The sequence below is a fragment of the Rhodanobacter sp. UC4443_H10 genome (assembly GCF_052978325.1).
On the sequence record NZ_CM129668.1, the window covers coordinates 3653009 to 3670606 of the forward strand.

Genomic DNA, 17598 nt, shown 5'->3' on the forward strand with positions numbered 1-17598 from the left:
TTCGTTCCACCCGCCATCCAGGAGAGCGCCATGACTGCATCCATCCCGCATCACCAGGTCAGCACCGGCAACGACATCCCCGGTTGCCGCATCGTGCGCTCGTTCGGCATCGTGCGCGGCATTACCGTGCGTTCGCGCAGCGTGGTCGGCAACCTCGGCGCCGCGTTGCAGACCATCGTCGGCGGCAATATCTCCATCTACACGGAACTGTGCGAGAAGGCGCGCGAGGAAGCCTTCGAACTGATGCTGCAGCATGCCGCCGCGATGGGCGCCAACGCCGTGGTGGCGATGCGCTACGACGCCAACGACGTGGCCCAGGGCGTCACCGAAGTGCTGGCCTATGGCACCGCCGTGCAGGTGCAGCCCGCCTGAGCGCATGACGCGGTGCGGCTTGTGCCGCGTCGTGCGTGCGGGCCAGACTCGGGCTTCGGGACAGGGAGCGCCGCGTGCCGCTTGCACGCCCGGACGGGAGGTTCACGCCATGTCAGTAGCCAAGGTCATCGAGATCAACGCGTCGTCGAAGCAGGGCATCGAGGATGCCGTGCAGCACGGGTTGCGCAAGGCCGGGGAATCGGTGAAGAAGATCAAGGGAGCCTGGATCAACGAGATCAAGGTGGTCACCGCCGACGACGGCAGCGTCACCGAGTGGCGCGTCAACATGAAGGTCAACTTCGTCGTCGACTGAGGGCGCGCGGCGTCAGGGCGGCGCCTCGACGCTGCCCTGTCAGCCGTGCGTGAGTCCGGTCACGTGGCGGTCGTCGTCGTACTCCACCACCGTGTCGGCCAGCGCCGGCAGCGTCGCCAATGCGTGGCGGCTGAGGCGTTCGAAGTGCATCAGGAAGCGGCCCATGCTGGCCGCGTCCATCGCCAGCGGGGCGTGGCGTGCGACCAGTTCCTCCTCCTGCTCGCCGCGCCAGCGGCGCACGATGTCCCAGTTCGGTGCCTGCAGCACGATCAGCGCGTCGAACTTGCGCCATAGCGGCTGGTAGCCGCGCAACTGCTTGTTGACCCAGCGCCGCCAGGCGCCGTCCGGGTCCTCGTCGCGTTCCAGTGCATTGATCGGCCGGGCCAGCGCCGTCAGCGGCTGCGGCCGGATGCCCAGCGCCCAACCCTCCACGATCACCAGCGCGGGTCGCTTGGTGATCCGCGGCCAGCGCGAGGGCGGCAGGCGCGTGTCGCGGCCCTTGTCGAAGCGCGGATGGGTCACCGCCAGCCGCGCGGAGGCGTGCGGCACCGCCGCCAGCACCGACAGCAGCAGCTCGATCTCGTGGGTGCCCGGCACGCCGCGCGAACGCAGCAGCGGGTGCACGTCGCGCGCCAGCGCCTCGCGCTCGCTGCGGGCGTAGTAGAAATCGTCCAGCGAGAGCACCTCGGTGTCCCAGCCGCGCGCCTTGGCCTGCGCCTTCATGACTCGCGCCAGGGTGCTCTTGCCGCTGCCCTGCAGGCCCGACAGGCCAAGGATGTAGGGCCTGCGCGAGCGCGCAATGCGCCCGGCGTACTGGTCCAGAAGGTGTCCGGCCAGCGCCTCGTTCTGCTGCTGCGCCAGCGACATCATCGGCGGCGACTCCCGGCCCGGCCCGGGCCGGCACGACGGCAGGCTGGCGCATGGCCATTGCCGCCATTTTCACCTTGCGTGGAGAAGCATCGCGCCGTTGCCGCCGGGGGCGGGATGCGGGGTGCGGGGATCATTGCACTATCATCGGACAGTTTCATTCGCTCCATGATGGCGCGCTTTGGCCACGACGCAAAAGGGAAGTTTCACACATCATGCTCAAACCTGAAATCCTGGACACTTTCATCCGGCTGCTGGACGAGGCCAAGGCCAGCGGCGACCCCGAACCCACGGCGATGAACCTGGCCACCGCGGAAAGCGCCGGCCGGGTTGCCTCGCGCATCGTGCTCCTGAAGGGCGTCGACGAGCGCGGCTTTCGCTTTTTCAGCAACTACCAGAGCGACAAGGGCGGTCAATTGGAGGCGCACGCGCAGGTCGCGCTGTGCTTCCACTGGAAACACGTGCGCCAGGGCGTGCAGGTGCGCGTCGAGGGAGTCGCGCGGAAACTGCAGGAGGAGGAGTCCGACGCCTACTTCGCCAGCCGCCCGCGCGGCAGCCAGATCGGCGCCTGGGCCTCGCTGCAGTCGCAGACCCTGCCCGACCGCGAGACCTTCGAGCGGCGCGTGCAGCACTACGAGGAGGAGTTCGCCGGGCGCAACGTCAGCCGGCCGCCGCACTGGGGCGGTTACCTGGTGGAGCCGGACATGATCGAGTTCTGGTATGGCGCCGAGTTCCGCCTGCACGAGCGCGTGCGCTGGAGCCGCCACGGGCAGACCTGGACGTCCCGGATGCTGTACCCGTGAGCGCGTCGGCGGTGGTGGTGGCGCAGCGCGAGTTCGTGGTCGACACCCGCGGCCGCGGCTTCCACGACATCACCGCCGAAGTCGCCGATGCGGTCGCGGCCAGCGCGGTGCGCATCGGCACCGCGCTGGTGTTCACGCCGCACACCAGTTGCTCGCTGCTGCTCGGCGAGAATGCCGACCCCGCCGTGCGCGCCGACCTCGAGCGCTGGTTCGCCCGCGCGGTGCCGGATGGCGACCCGCTCTTCCGGCATGACGCCGAAGGCCCCGACGACATGCCCGCGCACGTGCGCTCGATCCTCACCGGGGTCAGCCTCGGCGTGCCGGTGCGCAACGCCGCGCCGACGCTCGGCACCTGGCAGGGCATCTACCTGTGGGAACACCGCCACGCCGCGCACCGGCGCCGGGTGGTGGTGACCGTGACGGGCATGCCGACGGACTGATCTCGCTCAGAGCAGCCGCATCAGTTCCTTCATCAGCGGCAACCGGCGCACGCGCACGGCGCTGGCGCGGAACACGGCATTGGCCAGCGCGGGCGCGACGCTGGGCATCGCCAGGAAGCTCGCGCCACTGGGGTCGCGGTCGCCGGGCACGGTGATCACTTCCACCTCGCGCGGCAGCTCGGTCATGGTGGCCAGCGGGTAATCCTTGTAGCCGTGCTGCTGGACCTGGCCATCCTTGAAGGTGATCGCCGGGTGCAGCGCGAGCGACAAGGCGTCCAGCGTGGCGCCGGCGATCTGTCCTTCCAGGCCCAGCGGATTCACCACGCGACCCACGTCGACGGCGCACGCCACGCGGCGGACCACCAGCGTCTGGCCTTGCAGCGCGACCTCGATGGCGTGCGCCACGTAGGCGCCGTCGACGTGCCAGCAGGCGAGGCCCAGGCCGTTGATGCTGTGCAGCCAGTTCTTCCACACGATGCGGTCGGCGACCAGTTGCAGCACGTTGCGAAGGCGGCCGACGTCGAGCACGGCGTCGCCGCCCAACGGCAGCTGGCGCGGTTCGCCGAGGATGCGCAGCCGCGTCTTCAGCGGATCTTCGCGCAGCTGGTGGGCGATCTCGTCGATGAAGCTTTCCACCGCGAACGCGTTGCTGAGATGCGGCATGCCGCGGAACGGTCCCCGCGGCATCGCCGAGGCCTGCGCGTACCAGTCGCTGCGGTAGTTCGGCACCAGGCCGGCGGGCAACTGGTCGGCGCGCAGCTCGGAGCGCCACAGTCGATCTTCCGGCACGCCGCGCAGGCTCGCCGCCGAGGCGCTGACCATGCGCTGGTTCCAGCCGATCAGCCGGCGCTTGCGGTCGACGACGGCGTTTAGCTGGTGCACGCAGCCGGAGCGGTAGAAGTCGTGGCTGAAATCCTCGTCGCGGGTCCACAGCAGGCGTATCGGCTTGCCGACCGCCTGCGCCAGGATCACCGCCTCGGCGACGAAATCGTGATCCAGCCGGCGACCGTAACCGCCGCCCACGCGCGGCACGCGGATGTCGATCTGCGCCGGCTGCAGCCCGGTCAGGCGCTGCACCACCGCCCAGGCTTTCTGCGGCGCCTGGGTCGGCACCACCAGGCTGGCGCGATCCTTGTCCAGCCGCACCAGGCAGTTCATCGGCTCGGCGGTGGCGTGGGCCAGCCAGGGCTGCACGTAGGTGGCCTGCAGGCGGCGCGCGGCTTTCTTGCCGGCGGCGTCGACGTCGCCGTCGTCGCGCACGCGCGTGGTCGGCGCATCGGTGCCGGCGAGCGTGGCCAGCGCCTGTTGCTCCAGCCCGCTGCTGCTCTCCCCGCCGCCTGCGCCGGGCTTCCATTCGAGCTTGAGCTTGGCGCGGCCCCGCAGCGCCGCCCAGGTGTCGGTGGCCAGCACGGCGACGGCCGGGGCGATCACCGTCATGCCGCGCGGCTGGCCCGGCTCGGGCTTGAGCTGGATCACCTTGACCACGCCGGGCTGCGCCAGCGCGTCGCCGGTGTCGATGCGCGCCAGCGTGCCGTCCGGCCACGGGCAGTGCACCAGCACGGCGACCAGTGCATCGCCGAGATGCTCGTCGATCGCGTAGCGCGCCTGGCCGGTGACGATGGCATGCGCGTCCACGTCGCCGGCGGGCCGGCCGATCAGCTGGTAGCTGCTGGCGGCCTTCACCGGCGGCGCCTGCGTGGGCAGCGTGACCTGGCTGGCGTCGGCGGCGAGACTGCCGTAGGTGGCCCGGCGCCCGTCGGGCGCGATCACGGTGCCCGCATCGCAGCGCAGCCGGCTGGCGGAAACGCCGAGCCGTCGCGCCGCCGCCTGCAACAGCAGCCAGCGCGCCAGCGCGCCGACCTGGCGCAGGTCGCGCCACGCGGCCGGGATGGAATTGCCGGTACCGCCCACCTGGTGGCCGTAGGTCCACTTCGGCCGGCCGTTGTCGTTGCTGACGCCCAGCCCCAACGCAACCACGCGGACCCGCTCCCAGTCGGCGTCGAGTTCGTCGGCGATGATCCGCGGCAAGGCCGTGGCCACGCCGGTGCCGGTATCCGGGTCGCGCGCACCGATCAGCACCAGGCCGTCGGCGTCGATGCGCACATAGGCGCCGAGGTCGTGGAAGTCGTTGCCGAGCAGCGCTGGCGGCAACGGAGCGTCGGCGGCGTCGGCCAGGCGGATGCCGACCACCAGCGCACCGGCGGTGCCGGCCAGCACCTGCAGGAATCGACGGCGATCGAGGCGGATCGTGGAGTTGCCGCGCTCGCTGCTCACGACTGGCCCGCCTTGCCGGCCGCCGCCCGCTTGATCGCGCGGCGCACGCGGGTCTGGCAGCCGCAGCGGCACAGATTGGGCAACTGGTCGATGTCGTCGTCGCTCGGCTTGGGCTTGCGCCGCAGCAGCGCCACGCCGGCGATCAGCCAGCCCGGCGTGCAGTAGCCGCAGCCGATCGCGTCCTCGTCGATGAAGGCCTGCTGCAGCGGATGCAGGCTGTCGCCGCCGCCGGCCAGCCCCTCCACCGTGGTGATCGACTTGCCGGCCAGTGTCTGCATCGGCGCCGTGACCGCGGAAACCGCCGCGTCCGCCACCAGCACGAGGTCGGCGCCGTTCTCGCCGTGCGCGCCGCCGTACTTGGTGCCGGTCAGCCGCAACACGTCGCGCAGGTACCACAGCAGCGGCATCTGCGGGTCGCCGGTGTGCCGGTAATGCTCGCCGTTGATCTGCACATCGATGCCCTCGCGTGCCTTCTCCGGCACGATGGCGCTGGCCGGTTCGGCCGGCAGGATGTGGGATTGGAGCATCGGGACTTCTCCGCGGATCGTCTGCCTATTGTGGCATTGCCGTGTGGCCGCAGCAGCCCCGCAGCCACATGCCGTTCATCGTCGACGGCGGCGAGCGGTGCGCCGGGCCGGCGTCACGCGCCGCGGTGCTGCTTGCCCAGGCGGCGCCAGATGCCGTACACCGGGATGCCCGCGGCCATGATCAGCAGGCCCATGCCCGCGTTGCGCGGGTTGTCGAGCAGGGTGGCCACCACCACCGCGCCAACCGTCGCGATGAACAGCCACGGCAGCCACGGGAAGCCGGGCACGCGGAAGCCGGGGTTGGCCGGATCGTGCCGGCGATACCAGAACAGCGTGGCCACGCCCACCGCGCAGGCCAGCCAGTCGCCGAAGGTGGCGTAGTCCAGCAGCTGGCCGTAGCCGCCCGAAAGGGCCAGCACGATGGCCCAGCCGGTCAGCAGCAGCAGCGCGGTGTTCGGCGTGCGCCAGCGCGGATGCAGCCGCGCCACCGCGCGGAAGAACAGCCCGTCCTCGCCCATCACCTGCAGCACCCGCGCACCGGCGACCAAGGTGATGTTGCAGAAGCCGAGGGTGGAGATCGCCACGCCCAGCGCGATCACCTTCGCGCCGACCGGGCCGGCCACCTGCTGCATCACGTCCGCCGCCGGCGCACTGCTGGCGGCGAGCCCGGCGTGACCGAGCACGGCGAGGTAGGCCACGTTGACCAGCGCGTAGGCGCCGATCACCAGCAGCATGCCCAGGGTCAGCGCGCGCGGCAGCGTGCGCTGCGGGTCGCGCACTTCACCGGCGAGGTTGTTGAGGTAGGTGAAGCCGGAGTACGCGAACAGCACCGGCAGCGCCGCGCCCATGAAGCCGACGCCGCTGCGCGCCGGATCGGCGGCCAGCACCTGGCCGTGGCCGGCGCCGGCGAGGAACAGGCCGCACACCACCAGCACCGCCACCGCCAGCAGCTTGAGCAGGGCGAACAGGTTCTGGATCTGCGCGCCGAGGCGGATGCCGAACAGGTTGATGCCGCCGACGAAGACCAGCGCGCCGACGGTCAGCGGCAGCGCCCAGGCCGGCGGCAGCCCGAACAGCGAAGCGGCGTAGCTGGCGAAGATCGTCGCCACCGCCGCGCTGGAGCCGGAGTAGATCACCAGCAGCATGGTCCAGCCGAACAGGAAGCCGGCCAGCGGCCCGAACGCCTCGCGCAGGTAGACGTAGGTGCCGCCCGCGTGTGGCCGGCGCGCGCCGAGCTCGGCGTAGCACAGCGCGCCGATCAGGGTGAGCACGCCGGCGGCCACCCACATCAGCAGCAGCGCCAGCCCCGACTCGGTGCGCTGCGCCACGATGCCGGGGTTGAGGAAGATCCCGCCGCCGATGATGCCGCCGACCACGATCAGGGCGGCGTCCCATGGGCGCAGGCTGCGCAGGTAGCTGCCGGAGGGATGGGCTGAGGGCATCGGTCGGGTCATGTGGATGGCGGCGCGACAGCATGGCGGCGCGCCGCGCGTTCGGCAAGGCGGCGGTGATCAGTCCGCGGCCGGAAACAACAGCTCGCCGCGCACGCCGATGACGCAGGCTCCGCCGATGGTGACGGCGCCGGTGGCGGCGTCGCGCGCCACATCGACCAGGCCGTCGCGACCCACCTCGCGCCCCTGGCTGGCGCGATAGTTCAGGCCATGGCCGTCACGATCGCCGCGCGCGCCGAGCCACGCCATGATCGCCGCATTGGCGCTGCCGGTGACCGGGTCCTCCGGGATGCCGTCGGCGGGACAGAAGGCGCGCACCGCCATGGCCGCGACACCGGAACGTTCATGCCCGAACACACTGACGCCGACCGCGTCGTGCCGGAGGCACAGCGCCGCCAGCGCCGCCATGTCCGGCAGCAGCGCGCGCACCGGTGCCGCCTCGCCCAGGTTGCACAGGATCCAGTGCGGTCCGTTGTCGACCAGGACGACGTCGTCGCGCGCAAGTTCCACCCGCAATGCAGATGCGAGCTGCGCGCGCAGGGCATCATCGATCTCGCCCAACCGGGCCGGCGGCGCCTGCACGTGGATGATCCGTGTCGGGCCGTCGCCGACCACCTGCACCGGCAGCAGGCCGGCCTCGCACTGCTGGGTCAGTCTGCGCTTGCCGGCATCGACCAGCCCCGCCTCGATCGCTGCATACGCGCTGCCCACACTGGGGTGGCCGGCGAACGGCAACTCCTGGCGCGGCGTGAAGATGCGCACGCGGTAGTCCGCCTGCGGCTCGGTAGGCGGCAGCAGGAAACTGGTTTCGGAGAGGTTGGTCCAGCGCGCGATGCGCTGCATCGCTGCGCCATCCAGCCCCTCGGCGTCCACCACGACGGCCAGCGGGTTGCCGTTTAGCAGACGGTCGGCGAAAACGTCCAGTTGCAGGAAACGGCGTGCTGGCATGGCAGTTCCGGGGGAGGGAGTCGCCGGAAGATCGCATTGATGGCGTTCGCCGACAAGCCGGCGAACCGGCCCGCGCATTCGGCGCGGGCCGGGGCGTTCGCTCAGAAGCCCACGCGCAGGAACGTGTCGAAATTGGCCACGTCCAGGGTGCCGATGCCGGCGCCCGGGTTGTAACGGCCATTGCCGGCGTAGAACCAGTTGTCGCCGGCACTGATGCGGTTGAACGCCGACCACTTGCCGTAGCCGAAGAGGTTCTGCAGCAGGTACATGTGCGGGTTCCACAGGCCGATGCGATGGCCCGTGCTCTGCCGCAACAGCGCGGTGATGCCGTTCAACTGCGGTGCGACGAAGCTGGTGCCGCCGGAGCTGTACAAGCCGCCCTGGAACACCAGCAGGTAGCCGGTTTCCGGATCCGCGTTGAGCGAGATGTCCGGCAGGTTGCGACCCTTGAAGTTGCCGGGCAGCTTCAGGTAGGTGTACGGGCCGGTGGCCGGATCGTTGTAGGTCAGCTCCTGGTTTTTCTCGCTGCGCTCCATGCCGCTGGTGAAGAGCTGGTACATCGGCTGGCGCCAGTAGACGCTGACGCCACCGCCGCCGCCGACCGAGAACACATAGTCACGGCTGGGCACGAACGGCAGCAGGTAATCCCAGCCCCACACGCTCTCCTGGTCGATCGACAGCACCACCTGGCCGGAGGAGTTGACGAACTTCACCGGCACCGTGGTGCCGCCGGCAGCGGTGATGTACGGATCCGACGCCGGGGCATCGACGGTGAGCGGTGCGCTGAACTCGCCCGGTCCGTCGCCGGTGCCGAGGGCGCGTACCGTGTCGTAGGCGCCGGAGTCGCCGCTGGCGGCGAACATCGACTGCCCCTGCGCGGCTGCTTCCAGGAAAATCTGGTGATAGGCACGCAGGTCGCCGACGTCGGTGGTGTCGGTGTTGCGCGCGCCGTCCACGTTCAGCGCCGCGAAGTTGAAGATCTCGCCCAGACCCCAACTGGCCGAGATGCTGTCCGCCCGGTTGTCGGAGACCGCGCGGGCGAACGCGTCGACGAAGCCGGAGCCGGCGTTCGGCGCGTCGTAGACGATGATGTTGGCCTGCGGCGCCAGCCCGCCGGCCTGCTGCACGTCGAGCGTGGTCTCGTCCGCGCCGTTGGTGCCGCCGCCGCCATCGACATGCACCTGGGTGATGCGGTTCGGTTTGGTGTCGAGCCCGATCGCGGTCCAGTAATCCTCCGCGTCAGACGGGTCGAAGGTGGCCAGGGTGACGATGGCCAGGGTCGAACCCTTGCCGGTGATGCCGCGCCGGTACAGCGGGTTGATGTTGTACAGGTTGGCCACGTCGCCCACGGTGTACTGGCCAGGCACCCCGGTGGCGGTGGGATTGCCGGTCGCTGCCGCACGTGCCTGCGCCGACAGCGTGGTCGGCGGGTTGGCCAGCCGCAGGTTGGTCACGGGCAGCTTCGACGTGTGGTGCGGCACGTAATGCCACTCGTTGCTGAGGCCGCTGGCCAGGATCACGTTGTCGCCCAGGCCGACCGGCATCACCAGCGGACGCGCCGGGCGATGGAAGCGCTGGCCCGTCTTGCGCGACACGTAGTTGTGCACCGGCGTGCCGAACAGCTGGCTGAACTGGCCGATCGTGCCGCGCACACTGATTACCAGGTGGCTGTCCAGCAGCTCGCCCTGCAGCCCATGCTGGCTCAGGTAGCCCTGCACTTTGGCGATTTGCGCATCGGTGGCGCCGTAGCGTTCGGCGAACTGCGCCGTGGTGAGGAACGTCTGGAAGTTCGCGCTGCCGGGCGTGGCGGTCTGACGAACGTAGTTTTCAAGCTCGGCCTCGTGGCGCAATCGCAGCACGAGGCTGACGGTGACGCTCTGGTCGGTGGGTGCCAGGCCCTGGTCGGTGACGGCCTGCAAACCCGCGGCGGAGACCGAGGTGGCCACACCGGCCAGCATGGCCGCGAGGCTGATGGCGAGAACTTTCCTGCGCAATTTGAAGTGCATGAGTGCTTCTCCCTGGAGTGGACAGGGCTGGCTGGAAAGCGGATGCACTTTCGGCAGGCAACGAACGGAAGGTGGCGGCGCTTTGAAGCTCAGCCCTGCGTTTCACGTGCGAATTGCAACTTCCCCAGCGACGTCGTCAGTTCCCCCTGACGACCGGCGTTGCGCCGCTCGCGCGAGATTAGTACCAAGTGCCTGCCGAGATAAAGACGCCCGGGTGCCTTCGTCCGCAGGCCGGCCTGCACTGCGCCCGGCCGGGTTTTGCCGCCGGTGGCCGGTGCGGCACAATGGCGGTTTTCCCGGTCTGCCCACAGCGAATCCATGGCCTCCATCAAGCAAGAAGACCTGATCCAGTCCGTCGCCGACGCGCTGCAGTACATCAGCTACTACCACCCGGTCGACTACATCAAGAGCCTGGCCGCCGCGTACGAGCGCGAGGAATCACCCGCCGCCAAGGACGCGATGGCGCAGATCCTGATCAACTCGCGCATGGCCGCCGAGGGCCACCGGCCGCTGTGCCAGGACACCGGCATCGTCACCGTGTTCCTCAAGGTGGGCATGAACGTGCGCTGGGACGACGCCACCATGTCGCTGGAGGACATGGCCAACGAGGGCGTGCGCCGCGCGTACATGGACCCGGACAACAAGCTGCGCGCCAGCGTGCTGGCCGACCCGGCCGGCAAGCGCATCAACACGAAGGACAACACGCCGTCGGTGGTCAACATGTCGATCGTGCCCGGCGACACCGTCGAGGTGATCGTGGCGGCCAAGGGCGGCGGCTCCGAGGCGAAGTCGAAGTTCGCCATGCTCAACCCGTCCGACTCGATCGTCGACTGGGTGCTGAAGACCGTGCCCACGATGGGCGCCGGCTGGTGCCCGCCGGGGATGCTCGGCATCGGCATCGGCGGCACCGCCGAGAAGGCGATGCTGATGGCGAAGGAGGCGCTGATGGAGGAAATCGACATCCAGGAACTGATCGCGCGCGGCCCCGCCAATCGCGCCGAGGAGCTGCGCATCGAGCTGTTCGAGAAGGTCAACGCGCTGGGCATCGGCGCGCAGGGGCTGGGCGGCCTGACCACCGTGCTCGACGTCAAGGTGAAGGATTTCCCGACCCACGCGGCGAACCTGCCGGTGGCGATGATCCCCAACTGCGCCGCCACCCGCCACGCGCACTTCGTGCTGGACGGCAGCGGTCCGGTGATGCTCGATCCGCCGTCGCTGGAAGACTGGCCCAAGCTTACCTACGACGCCTCCAAGGGCCGTCGGGTGAACCTCGACACGGTGACCCGCGACGAGGTCGCCAGCTGGAAGCCGGGCGAGACCCTGCTGCTCAACGGCAAGCTGCTCACCGGCCGCGACGCCGCGCACAAGCGCATGGTCGAGATGCTCAACCGGGGCGAGCCGCTGCCGGTCGACTTCAACGGCCGCTTCATCTACTACGTCGGCCCGGTCGATCCGGTGCGCGAGGAAGTGGTCGGCCCCGCCGGCCCCACCACTGCCACCCGCATGGACAAGTTCACCGAGCAGGTGCTGGCGCAGACCGGCCTGCTCGGCATGGTCGGCAAGGCCGAGCGCGGCCCGGCCGCGATCGAGGCGATCAAGAAGCACCGCTCGGTGTACCTGATGGCGGTGGGCGGCGCGGCCTACCTCGTCTCCAAGGCGATCAAGGCCTCGCGCGTGGTCGGCTTCGCCGACCTCGGCATGGAGGCGATCTACGAATTCACCGTCGAGGACATGCCGGTCACCGTGGCGGTCGACTCGGGCGGCAGCTCGGTGCACCAGACCGGTCCGCGCGAGTGGCAGGCGAGGATCGGCAAGATCCCCGTCTTCATGCAGTAAAAGCAGTGCGCGAGCGCACGCGTTTGCCTCCTCCCCCTCCGGGGGAGGATTGAGGAGAGGGAGTTTCAGGATCACCTCAGCTCTCCATCGAAAACCCGAACACCCCGCAGGGCGGGCACTGCCCGCCGCCCCGCACAAGGCAAAGGAAGGGCCGGAGGGTACTGCCCGCATACGGCAAACAGCAGTCTAGACGTCCAAACGAGTCGTCCTCGAAAAACCATTTGCAATTCCAATGTCGCAGCGCAACACTGACCGAATAACCATCCCCTGACAGCGAACTCCTGTGACCTCGCCAACCTCCGCGCCGCTGCCCGCCGACGCTCCCTGGATCGTGATGAAGTTCGGCGGCACCAGCGTCGCCACGCTGCCGCGCTGGCAGAACATCCGTGAGCTGGTCGCCAGCCGCCGTGCCGAAGGCGCGCGCGTGCTGGTCGTCGTTTCCGCGCTGACCGGCATCACCGATGCGCTGAAACAACTGTGCGGCGAGGGCGGGCAGGACAAGCGCAAGGCGGCGGCCGGCGCGATCGCGCAACGCCACTACGACCTGCTGGAGCACATGCGGCTGGCCTTGCCGGACACGCTCGGCGAGCGGCTGGGCGAGCTGGCGCGGCTGGCCGAGGACGGCCCCGCGGCGCGCGGCGAGCTGGCCTGGCAGGCGCAGGTGCAGGCGCACGGCGAGCTGATGTCCAGCGCGCTCGGCGCGGCGTTCCTCAGCCACAGCGGCCTGCCCACGCAGTGGCTGGACGCGCGCGACTGCCTGGCGGCGGTGGCGCTGCCGAACCAGAACGAGCGCACCCGGCTGCTGTCGGCGATGGTCGAGGCGAAGCCCGACCCGGCGTTGAACGCGCGTCTGGCTGCGCTCGGCGAGGTGTTCATCACCCAGGGCTTCATCGCGCGCGAGACGCATGGCCGCACCGTGCTGCTCGGGCGCGGCGGTTCGGATACCTCGGCGGCGTACTTCGGCGCGCTGCTGAAGGCGGCGCGGGTGGAGATCTGGACCGACGTGGCCGGCATGTTCACCGCCAACCCGCGCCAGGTGCCCGGCGCGCGCCTGCTGCAGCGGCTGGATTACGAGGAGGCGCAGGAAATCGCCTCCACCGGCGCCAAGGTGCTGCACCCGCGCTGCCTGTCGCCGCTGCGCGAGCCGCGCGTGCCGCTGCTGATCAAGGACACCAACCGGCCCGAACTCGACGGCACCGTGATCGGCCCGGAAGTGCGCGCGCATGCACCCAGCGTCAAGGCGATCAGCGCGCGCAAGGGCATCACCCTGGTCTCGATGGAGTCGGTCGGCATGTGGCAACAGGTCGGCTTCCTCGCCGACGTGTTCGCGCATTTCAAGCAGCACGGCCTGTCGGTGGACCTGATCGGTTCGGCCGAGACCAACGTCACCGTGTCGCTCGATCCCACCGAGAACCTGCTCGACTCCGACGCGATCGCCGCGCTGGCCAGCGACCTGGCCAAGGTGTGCCGGGTCAAGGTGATCGCGCCGTGCGCGGCGATCACCCTGGTCGGCCGCGGCATGCGCTCGCTGCTGCACACCTTGTCCGGCGTGCTGGCCGAGTTCGGCCAGCTGCGCGTGCACATGATTTCGCAGTCGTCGAACAACCTGAATCTCACCTTCGTGGTCGATGAGGAAGTGGTCGATGCGTTGCTGCCGCATCTGCACGACTTGCTGATTGGCGCCGGCGCCCTGCGCACAGACGACAGCGCGCTGTTCGGTCCCAGTTGGCAGATGCTGTATGGCGGCGGCGAAGTGGTTCCCGCCGTGCCGGCATGGTGGCGCCAGGCGCAGCGTCCGCGCCTGCTGGAACTGGCCGCCGAAGCCACGCCGCGCTACGTCTACCACCTGCCCACGGTGCGCCAGCAGGCGCGCGAGCTGAAGTCGCTGGCGGCGGTGGACCGGCTGCACTACGCGGTGAAGGCGAACACCCATCCGGCGATCCTGCGCGCGCTGGCGGCGGAGGGCTTCGCGTTCGAGTGCGTGTCGCCGGGTGAATTGGACGCGGTCGCCGCGGTGGTGCCGGAATCGGTGCCGCTGCTGTTCACGCCGAACTTCGCGCCGCGCGAGGATTACGTCCATGCGCTGGGCACCCGCGCCAGCGTCACGCTGGACGCGCTGCATCCGCTGCAGCACTGGGGTGAGCTGTTCCGCGGCCGCGAGATCGTGCTGCGGGTGGATCTGGGCCGCGGCCTGGGCCATCACGAGAAGGTGCGCACCGGCGGCAGCGCCAGCAAGTTCGGCCTGCCGCTGGACCAGTTGCCGACATTCCTGCAGCTGGCCGATGCGCATGGCGTGGCCGTGCGCGGCCTGCACGCGCATCTTGGCTCGGGCGTGCTCGACGCCGCGCATTGGGGCGAGGTGTATGCGCAGTTGGCCAGCCTGGCCGAGCGCATCGCCAGCGTGGTGTTCCTCAACATCGGCGGCGGCCTCGGCGTGCCGGCGCATCCGGGCGAGGCGCCGCTGGACATCGCCGCACTCGACCGCGCGCTGCGCGAGGTCAAGGCGGTCTATCCGCAGTACCAGCTGTGGATGGAGCCGGGCCGCTACCTGGTCGCCGACGCCGGCGTGCTGCTGACCCGGGTGACCCAGCTGAAGGACAAGGGCGGCTTCCGCTACCTCGGCGTGGACACCGGCATGAACAGCCTGATCCGTCCTGCGCTGTACGACGCCTGGCACAAGATCGTCAACCTCAGCCGCCTCGGCGAGCCGGCCACCGCGCTGTACCAGGTGGTCGGCCCGATCTGCGAGTCCGGCGACGTGCTGGGCACCGACCGCCGATTGCAGGAGGCGGCCGAGGGCGACGTGATCCTGATCGCGCAGGCCGGTGCCTACGGCAAGGTGATGTCCTCGCATTACAACCTGCGCGACGAGGCCGACGAGGTGGTGATCGACGACTGATCCGGAGCGCGCCTGTCCCGCTCTTTGGCCGGCGAAAGCCATCGAACGGGCACCGCCTGAAGCTAGAATCAGCCTGTTCGCTCCCGACGATGCGGGCGATGGAGAAAGATGTGAGCAACACCATGCAACCGCGCCTCACCCGGGTATTCCGCTTCGTGCGTGCGAGCTACACCGACGGCGTGGCCGAGCTGGCGTATGCGTTCGACGACGGCGAGGAACTGGTCGAGACGATCCGCTTTCCGCAGGCGCCGGCGGTTCCCGCCGAGCGGCGCGCGGCGTTCGATGCGGCGCTGAAACTGCTGCACCTGGTCGCCGGCGTCAGCTACTACAAGGCCGGCGTGCCGCCGAAGATCGAGCTGGCCGATGGTCCGCTCGACGATGCCACCGCCGAACTGCTGGAACAGCTGTACCTGCACGGGCTGGCCGAGTTCGCCTATCGCAACGGGCTGGACCTGCGCGGGCGGATCAACTTCCCGCGTGGCGGCAGCACGCCCACGGTCGGCGCGCTGGAGTTGCCCAAACGCACCCTTGTGCCCATCGGCGGCGGCAAGGATTCGCTGGTGGCGGTGGAGGCGATCAAGTCCGTCGGCGGCGAGGCGACTGCGGCATGGGTCGGCAGCTCCGCGCTGATCGCCGGCTGCGCCGAGCGGACCGGCCTGCCCACCTTGAACATCCAGCGCGAACTGGCGCCGGGCCTGTTCGAGCTGAACCGGCTCGGCGCGTGGAACGGGCACATCCCGGTGACCGCGGTGAATTCGGCGATCCTCGCCGTCGCCGCGGTCCTGTACGGCTACGATTCGATCGCGTTCGCCAACGAGCGTTCCGCCTCGGCTGCCACCTTGGAATACGACGGCCAGCAGGTGAACCACCAGTGGAGCAAGAGCCTCGCGTTCGAGACGCTGCTGGGCGACTGGCTGCACACGCACGTGGCCAGCGACCTCGACTACTGCTCGCTGCTGCGGCCGTACTCTGAGCTGGCGATCACCCATGCGTTCGCGAAGCTGACGCCGTACTTCGACGTGTTCTCCAGCTGCAACCGCAACTTCAAGCTGCTCGGCCCGAAGCCGGTCGACCGCTGGTGCGGGCAGTGCCCGAAGTGCCACTTCGTGTTCCTCGCGCTGGCGCCGTTCCTGCCCAAGCCGCGGCTGCTGGCGATCTTCGGCCGCAACCTGCTGGATGACGAAAACCAGGCCGCCGGCTTCGACGCGCTGCTGGAATACCGGGACCACAAGCCGTTCGAGTGCGTGGGCGAGGGCGCCGAGGCGCGCGCGGCGATGCATGCGCTGAGCCAGCGGCCGGAGTGGCAGGAAGATGCGCTGGTCGAACGCTTCCGCAGCGAAATCCTGCCGCAGCTCGACGCAACGCAGCTGGCGCTGGAGCCGTGGCTGCAGCCGTCGCCCGAACACCGCGTGCCGGCACGCCTGCAGGCGGCGCTGGCGGCGATCGGTTGATGCGCTTCGACGAGCTTCGCGATCGCCGTGTGGCGATCTGGGGTTTCGGCCGCGAAGGTCACGCGGTGATCAAGGCCTTGCGCGCGCGCCTGCCGGAACAGGCACTGACCTTGTTCTGCAGCGCCGCCGAAGTCGAGGCGGCGCGTGCGTTCGACGCGGCGCTGGATATCGTCGTCGGCGAGCCGGATGCGGTGGCGCTGGCCCGCTTCGAGGTGGTGGTGAAGTCGCCCGGCATCTCCGCCTACAAGCCGGCGTTGCTGGCCGCGCAGGCGCAAGGCACGCGGTTCACTTCCGGTACCGCGCTTTGGTTTGGCGAGCATCCGGATGCGCGCGTGATCGCGGTCACCGGCACCAAGGGCAAGAGCACCACCAGCGCGCTGCTCGCGCACCTGGCGCGCGCACTCGGCGTGCGCACCGCGCTGGCCGGCAACATCGGCCTGCCGTTGCCGGAGCTGCTCGACCAGCACGCGGACCTGTGGGTGATCGAACTGTCCAGCTTCCAGACCGGTGAAGCCGGTCCGCTGGAACTGGGCGTGGTCACCAGCCTGTACGAGGAACACCTGGACTGGCACGGCTCGCGCGAGCGCTACGTGGCCGACAAACTGAAGCTGGCCGACGTGTCGCGCACGCTGCTGGTCAACGGCCTGCAGCCGAATCTGCTGCAGTACACCGCCGCGCATCCGCATCGCCTGGTGTTCGGCACGCCGGAAGGCTGGCACGTGCGCGATGGCATGGTCTGCCGCGGTGCGCAGCCGGTATTCGACAGCGTCGCGCTGGCGGCGCCCGGCCTGCACAACGCGCTCAACGCCTGCGCCGCGCTGGCCGCGCTGGAAACGATCGGCATGGACGCGCTCGCCGCCGCGCCGGCACTGGCCACCTTCCGCCCGCTGCCGCACCGGCTGCAGCCGCTGGGCGAACACGACGGCTGGCACTGGGTCAACGACTCGATCAGCACCACGCCGCTGGCCACGCTGGCTGCACTGGAAAGCCTGCATGGCCGCACAGTGACCGTGCTGGTCGGCGGCCACGACCGCGGCCTGGACTGGACGCCGTTCGTCGAGGCGATGCGCAGCGCGCCCGCGCACGCGATCGTCTGCATGGGCGCCAACGGCGCGCGCATCGAGGCGGCGCTGCGCGAGGCGGAAGTACGTTGTCCGATCCTGCCTGTCGACGACCTCGCCGGCGCCGTCGCCGAGGCGAAGACGCACACACCGCGCGGTGGCGTGATCCTGCTCTCTCCGGGCGCGCCGAGCTTCGACCAGTTCAAGGACTACGCCGAACGCGGCCGTCGCTTCAGCACGCTGGCCGGCTTTGATGCTGCCGGCATCGCCAGCATCGACGGACTTGGCATCGAAGAAGCCCGGCGCGATTGAACTTGCCTGTGCAGGCGTGTCCGTGGCGACGCCCGTGC

General features: G+C 69.9%; 15 protein-coding genes. 8 read left to right on the forward strand and 7 right to left on the reverse strand.

Translation table 11 applies throughout. The annotated features are described in order from the left end of the window. The first annotated feature begins 30 nt into the window (after window positions 1–30). Both ACVCMB_RS16495 and ACVCMB_RS16500 read left to right on the forward strand, forming a co-directional pair. Window positions 31–372 carry a YbjQ family protein gene (locus ACVCMB_RS16495; protein ID WP_395116893.1) on the forward strand — a complete coding sequence of 114 codons (342 nt, stop codon included), beginning with the start codon at window positions 31–33 and terminating at the stop codon, window positions 370–372. Window positions 373–481: 109 nt separating this feature from the next. After that, entirely contained in the window at window positions 482–685 is a 204-nt protein-coding gene (locus ACVCMB_RS16500; RefSeq protein WP_395116895.1) for a dodecin family protein, read from the forward strand. 39 nt (window positions 686–724) lie between these two features. Here the strand turns inward: ACVCMB_RS16500 and ACVCMB_RS16505 are convergent, their stop codons facing one another. Continuing rightward, window positions 725–1555 (reverse strand): kinase, encoded by an 831-nt coding sequence (locus ACVCMB_RS16505; protein WP_395116897.1) that lies wholly within the window; start codon window positions 1553–1555, stop codon window positions 725–727. Between the two features lie 212 nt (window positions 1556–1767). On the opposite strand from ACVCMB_RS16505, the gene pdxH reads away from it, so the two are divergent. Both pdxH and ACVCMB_RS16515 read left to right on the forward strand, forming a co-directional pair. Then, window positions 1768–2355: a pyridoxamine 5'-phosphate oxidase gene (gene pdxH / locus ACVCMB_RS16510; RefSeq protein ID WP_395116899.1), complete on the forward strand. Its 588-nt coding sequence runs from the start codon at window positions 1768–1770 to the stop codon at window positions 2353–2355. Continuing rightward, window positions 2352–2795, forward strand: coding sequence for a secondary thiamine-phosphate synthase enzyme YjbQ (locus tag ACVCMB_RS16515; protein ID WP_447097050.1), 444 nt, complete (start codon window positions 2352–2354; stop codon window positions 2793–2795). Before pdxH ends, ACVCMB_RS16515 begins: the two co-directional genes overlap by 4 nt. Before the next feature lie 6 nt (window positions 2796–2801). Here ACVCMB_RS16515 and ACVCMB_RS16520 read toward each other — a convergent pair whose 3' ends face one another. The 6 genes from ACVCMB_RS16520 to ACVCMB_RS16545 form a co-directional block, all read right to left on the reverse strand. Then, on the reverse strand, window positions 2802–5069 hold the full coding sequence (locus ACVCMB_RS16520) for a molybdopterin cofactor-binding domain-containing protein (RefSeq protein WP_447105729.1): 2268 nt from the start codon (window positions 5067–5069) through the stop codon (window positions 2802–2804). Then, window positions 5066–5596 (reverse strand): (2Fe-2S)-binding protein, encoded by a 531-nt coding sequence (locus tag ACVCMB_RS16525; protein WP_447105730.1) that lies wholly within the window; start codon window positions 5594–5596, stop codon window positions 5066–5068. The genes ACVCMB_RS16520 and ACVCMB_RS16525 overlap by 4 nt, the downstream gene beginning before the upstream one ends. 113 nt (window positions 5597–5709) lie before the next feature. Then, window positions 5710–7038: an APC family permease gene (locus tag ACVCMB_RS16530; RefSeq protein WP_447105731.1), complete on the reverse strand. Its 1329-nt coding sequence runs from the start codon at window positions 7036–7038 to the stop codon at window positions 5710–5712. Window positions 7039–7107: 69 nt separating this feature from the next. Then, window positions 7108–7995 carry a PhzF family phenazine biosynthesis protein gene (locus ACVCMB_RS16535; protein WP_447105732.1) on the reverse strand — a complete coding sequence of 296 codons (888 nt, stop codon included), beginning with the start codon at window positions 7993–7995 and terminating at the stop codon, window positions 7108–7110. Window positions 7996–8096: 101 nt separating this feature from the next. Next, window positions 8097–10001 carry a S53 family peptidase gene (locus ACVCMB_RS16540; protein ID WP_447105733.1) on the reverse strand — a complete coding sequence of 635 codons (1905 nt, stop codon included), beginning with the start codon at window positions 9999–10001 and terminating at the stop codon, window positions 8097–8099. 89 nt (window positions 10002–10090) lie between these two features. Next, window positions 10091–10321: a hypothetical protein gene (locus tag ACVCMB_RS16545; RefSeq protein WP_447105734.1), complete on the reverse strand. Its 231-nt coding sequence runs from the start codon at window positions 10319–10321 to the stop codon at window positions 10091–10093. Here ACVCMB_RS16545 and ACVCMB_RS16550 point away from each other — a divergent pair. The 4 genes from ACVCMB_RS16550 (at window position 10320) to murD (ending at window position 17560) form a co-directional block, all read left to right on the forward strand. Continuing rightward, on the forward strand, window positions 10320–11837 hold the full coding sequence (locus tag ACVCMB_RS16550; RefSeq protein WP_447105735.1) for a fumarate hydratase: 1518 nt from the start codon (window positions 10320–10322) through the stop codon (window positions 11835–11837). The genes ACVCMB_RS16545 and ACVCMB_RS16550 overlap by 2 nt on opposite strands. A 283-nt stretch (window positions 11838–12120) precedes the next feature. Beyond that, window positions 12121–14736, forward strand: coding sequence for a bifunctional aspartate kinase/diaminopimelate decarboxylase (locus ACVCMB_RS16555; protein ID WP_447110579.1), 2616 nt, complete (start codon window positions 12121–12123; stop codon window positions 14734–14736). A gap of 122 nt (window positions 14737–14858) precedes the next feature. Beyond that, a complete protein-coding gene (gene murL, locus ACVCMB_RS16560) occupies window positions 14859–16187 on the forward strand; it encodes a UDP-N-acetyl-alpha-D-muramoyl-L-alanyl-L-glutamate epimerase (protein ID WP_447107192.1) in 1329 nt (442 codons plus the stop codon). Next, the gene (gene murD, locus ACVCMB_RS16565) at window positions 16187–17560 is read left to right on the forward strand and encodes a UDP-N-acetylmuramoyl-L-alanine--D-glutamate ligase (RefSeq protein ID WP_447105736.1); all 1374 of its coding nucleotides are present in this window, start codon (window positions 16187–16189) and stop codon (window positions 17558–17560) included. Before murL ends, murD begins: the two co-directional genes overlap by 1 nt. Window positions 17561–17598: the final 38 nt, after the last annotated feature.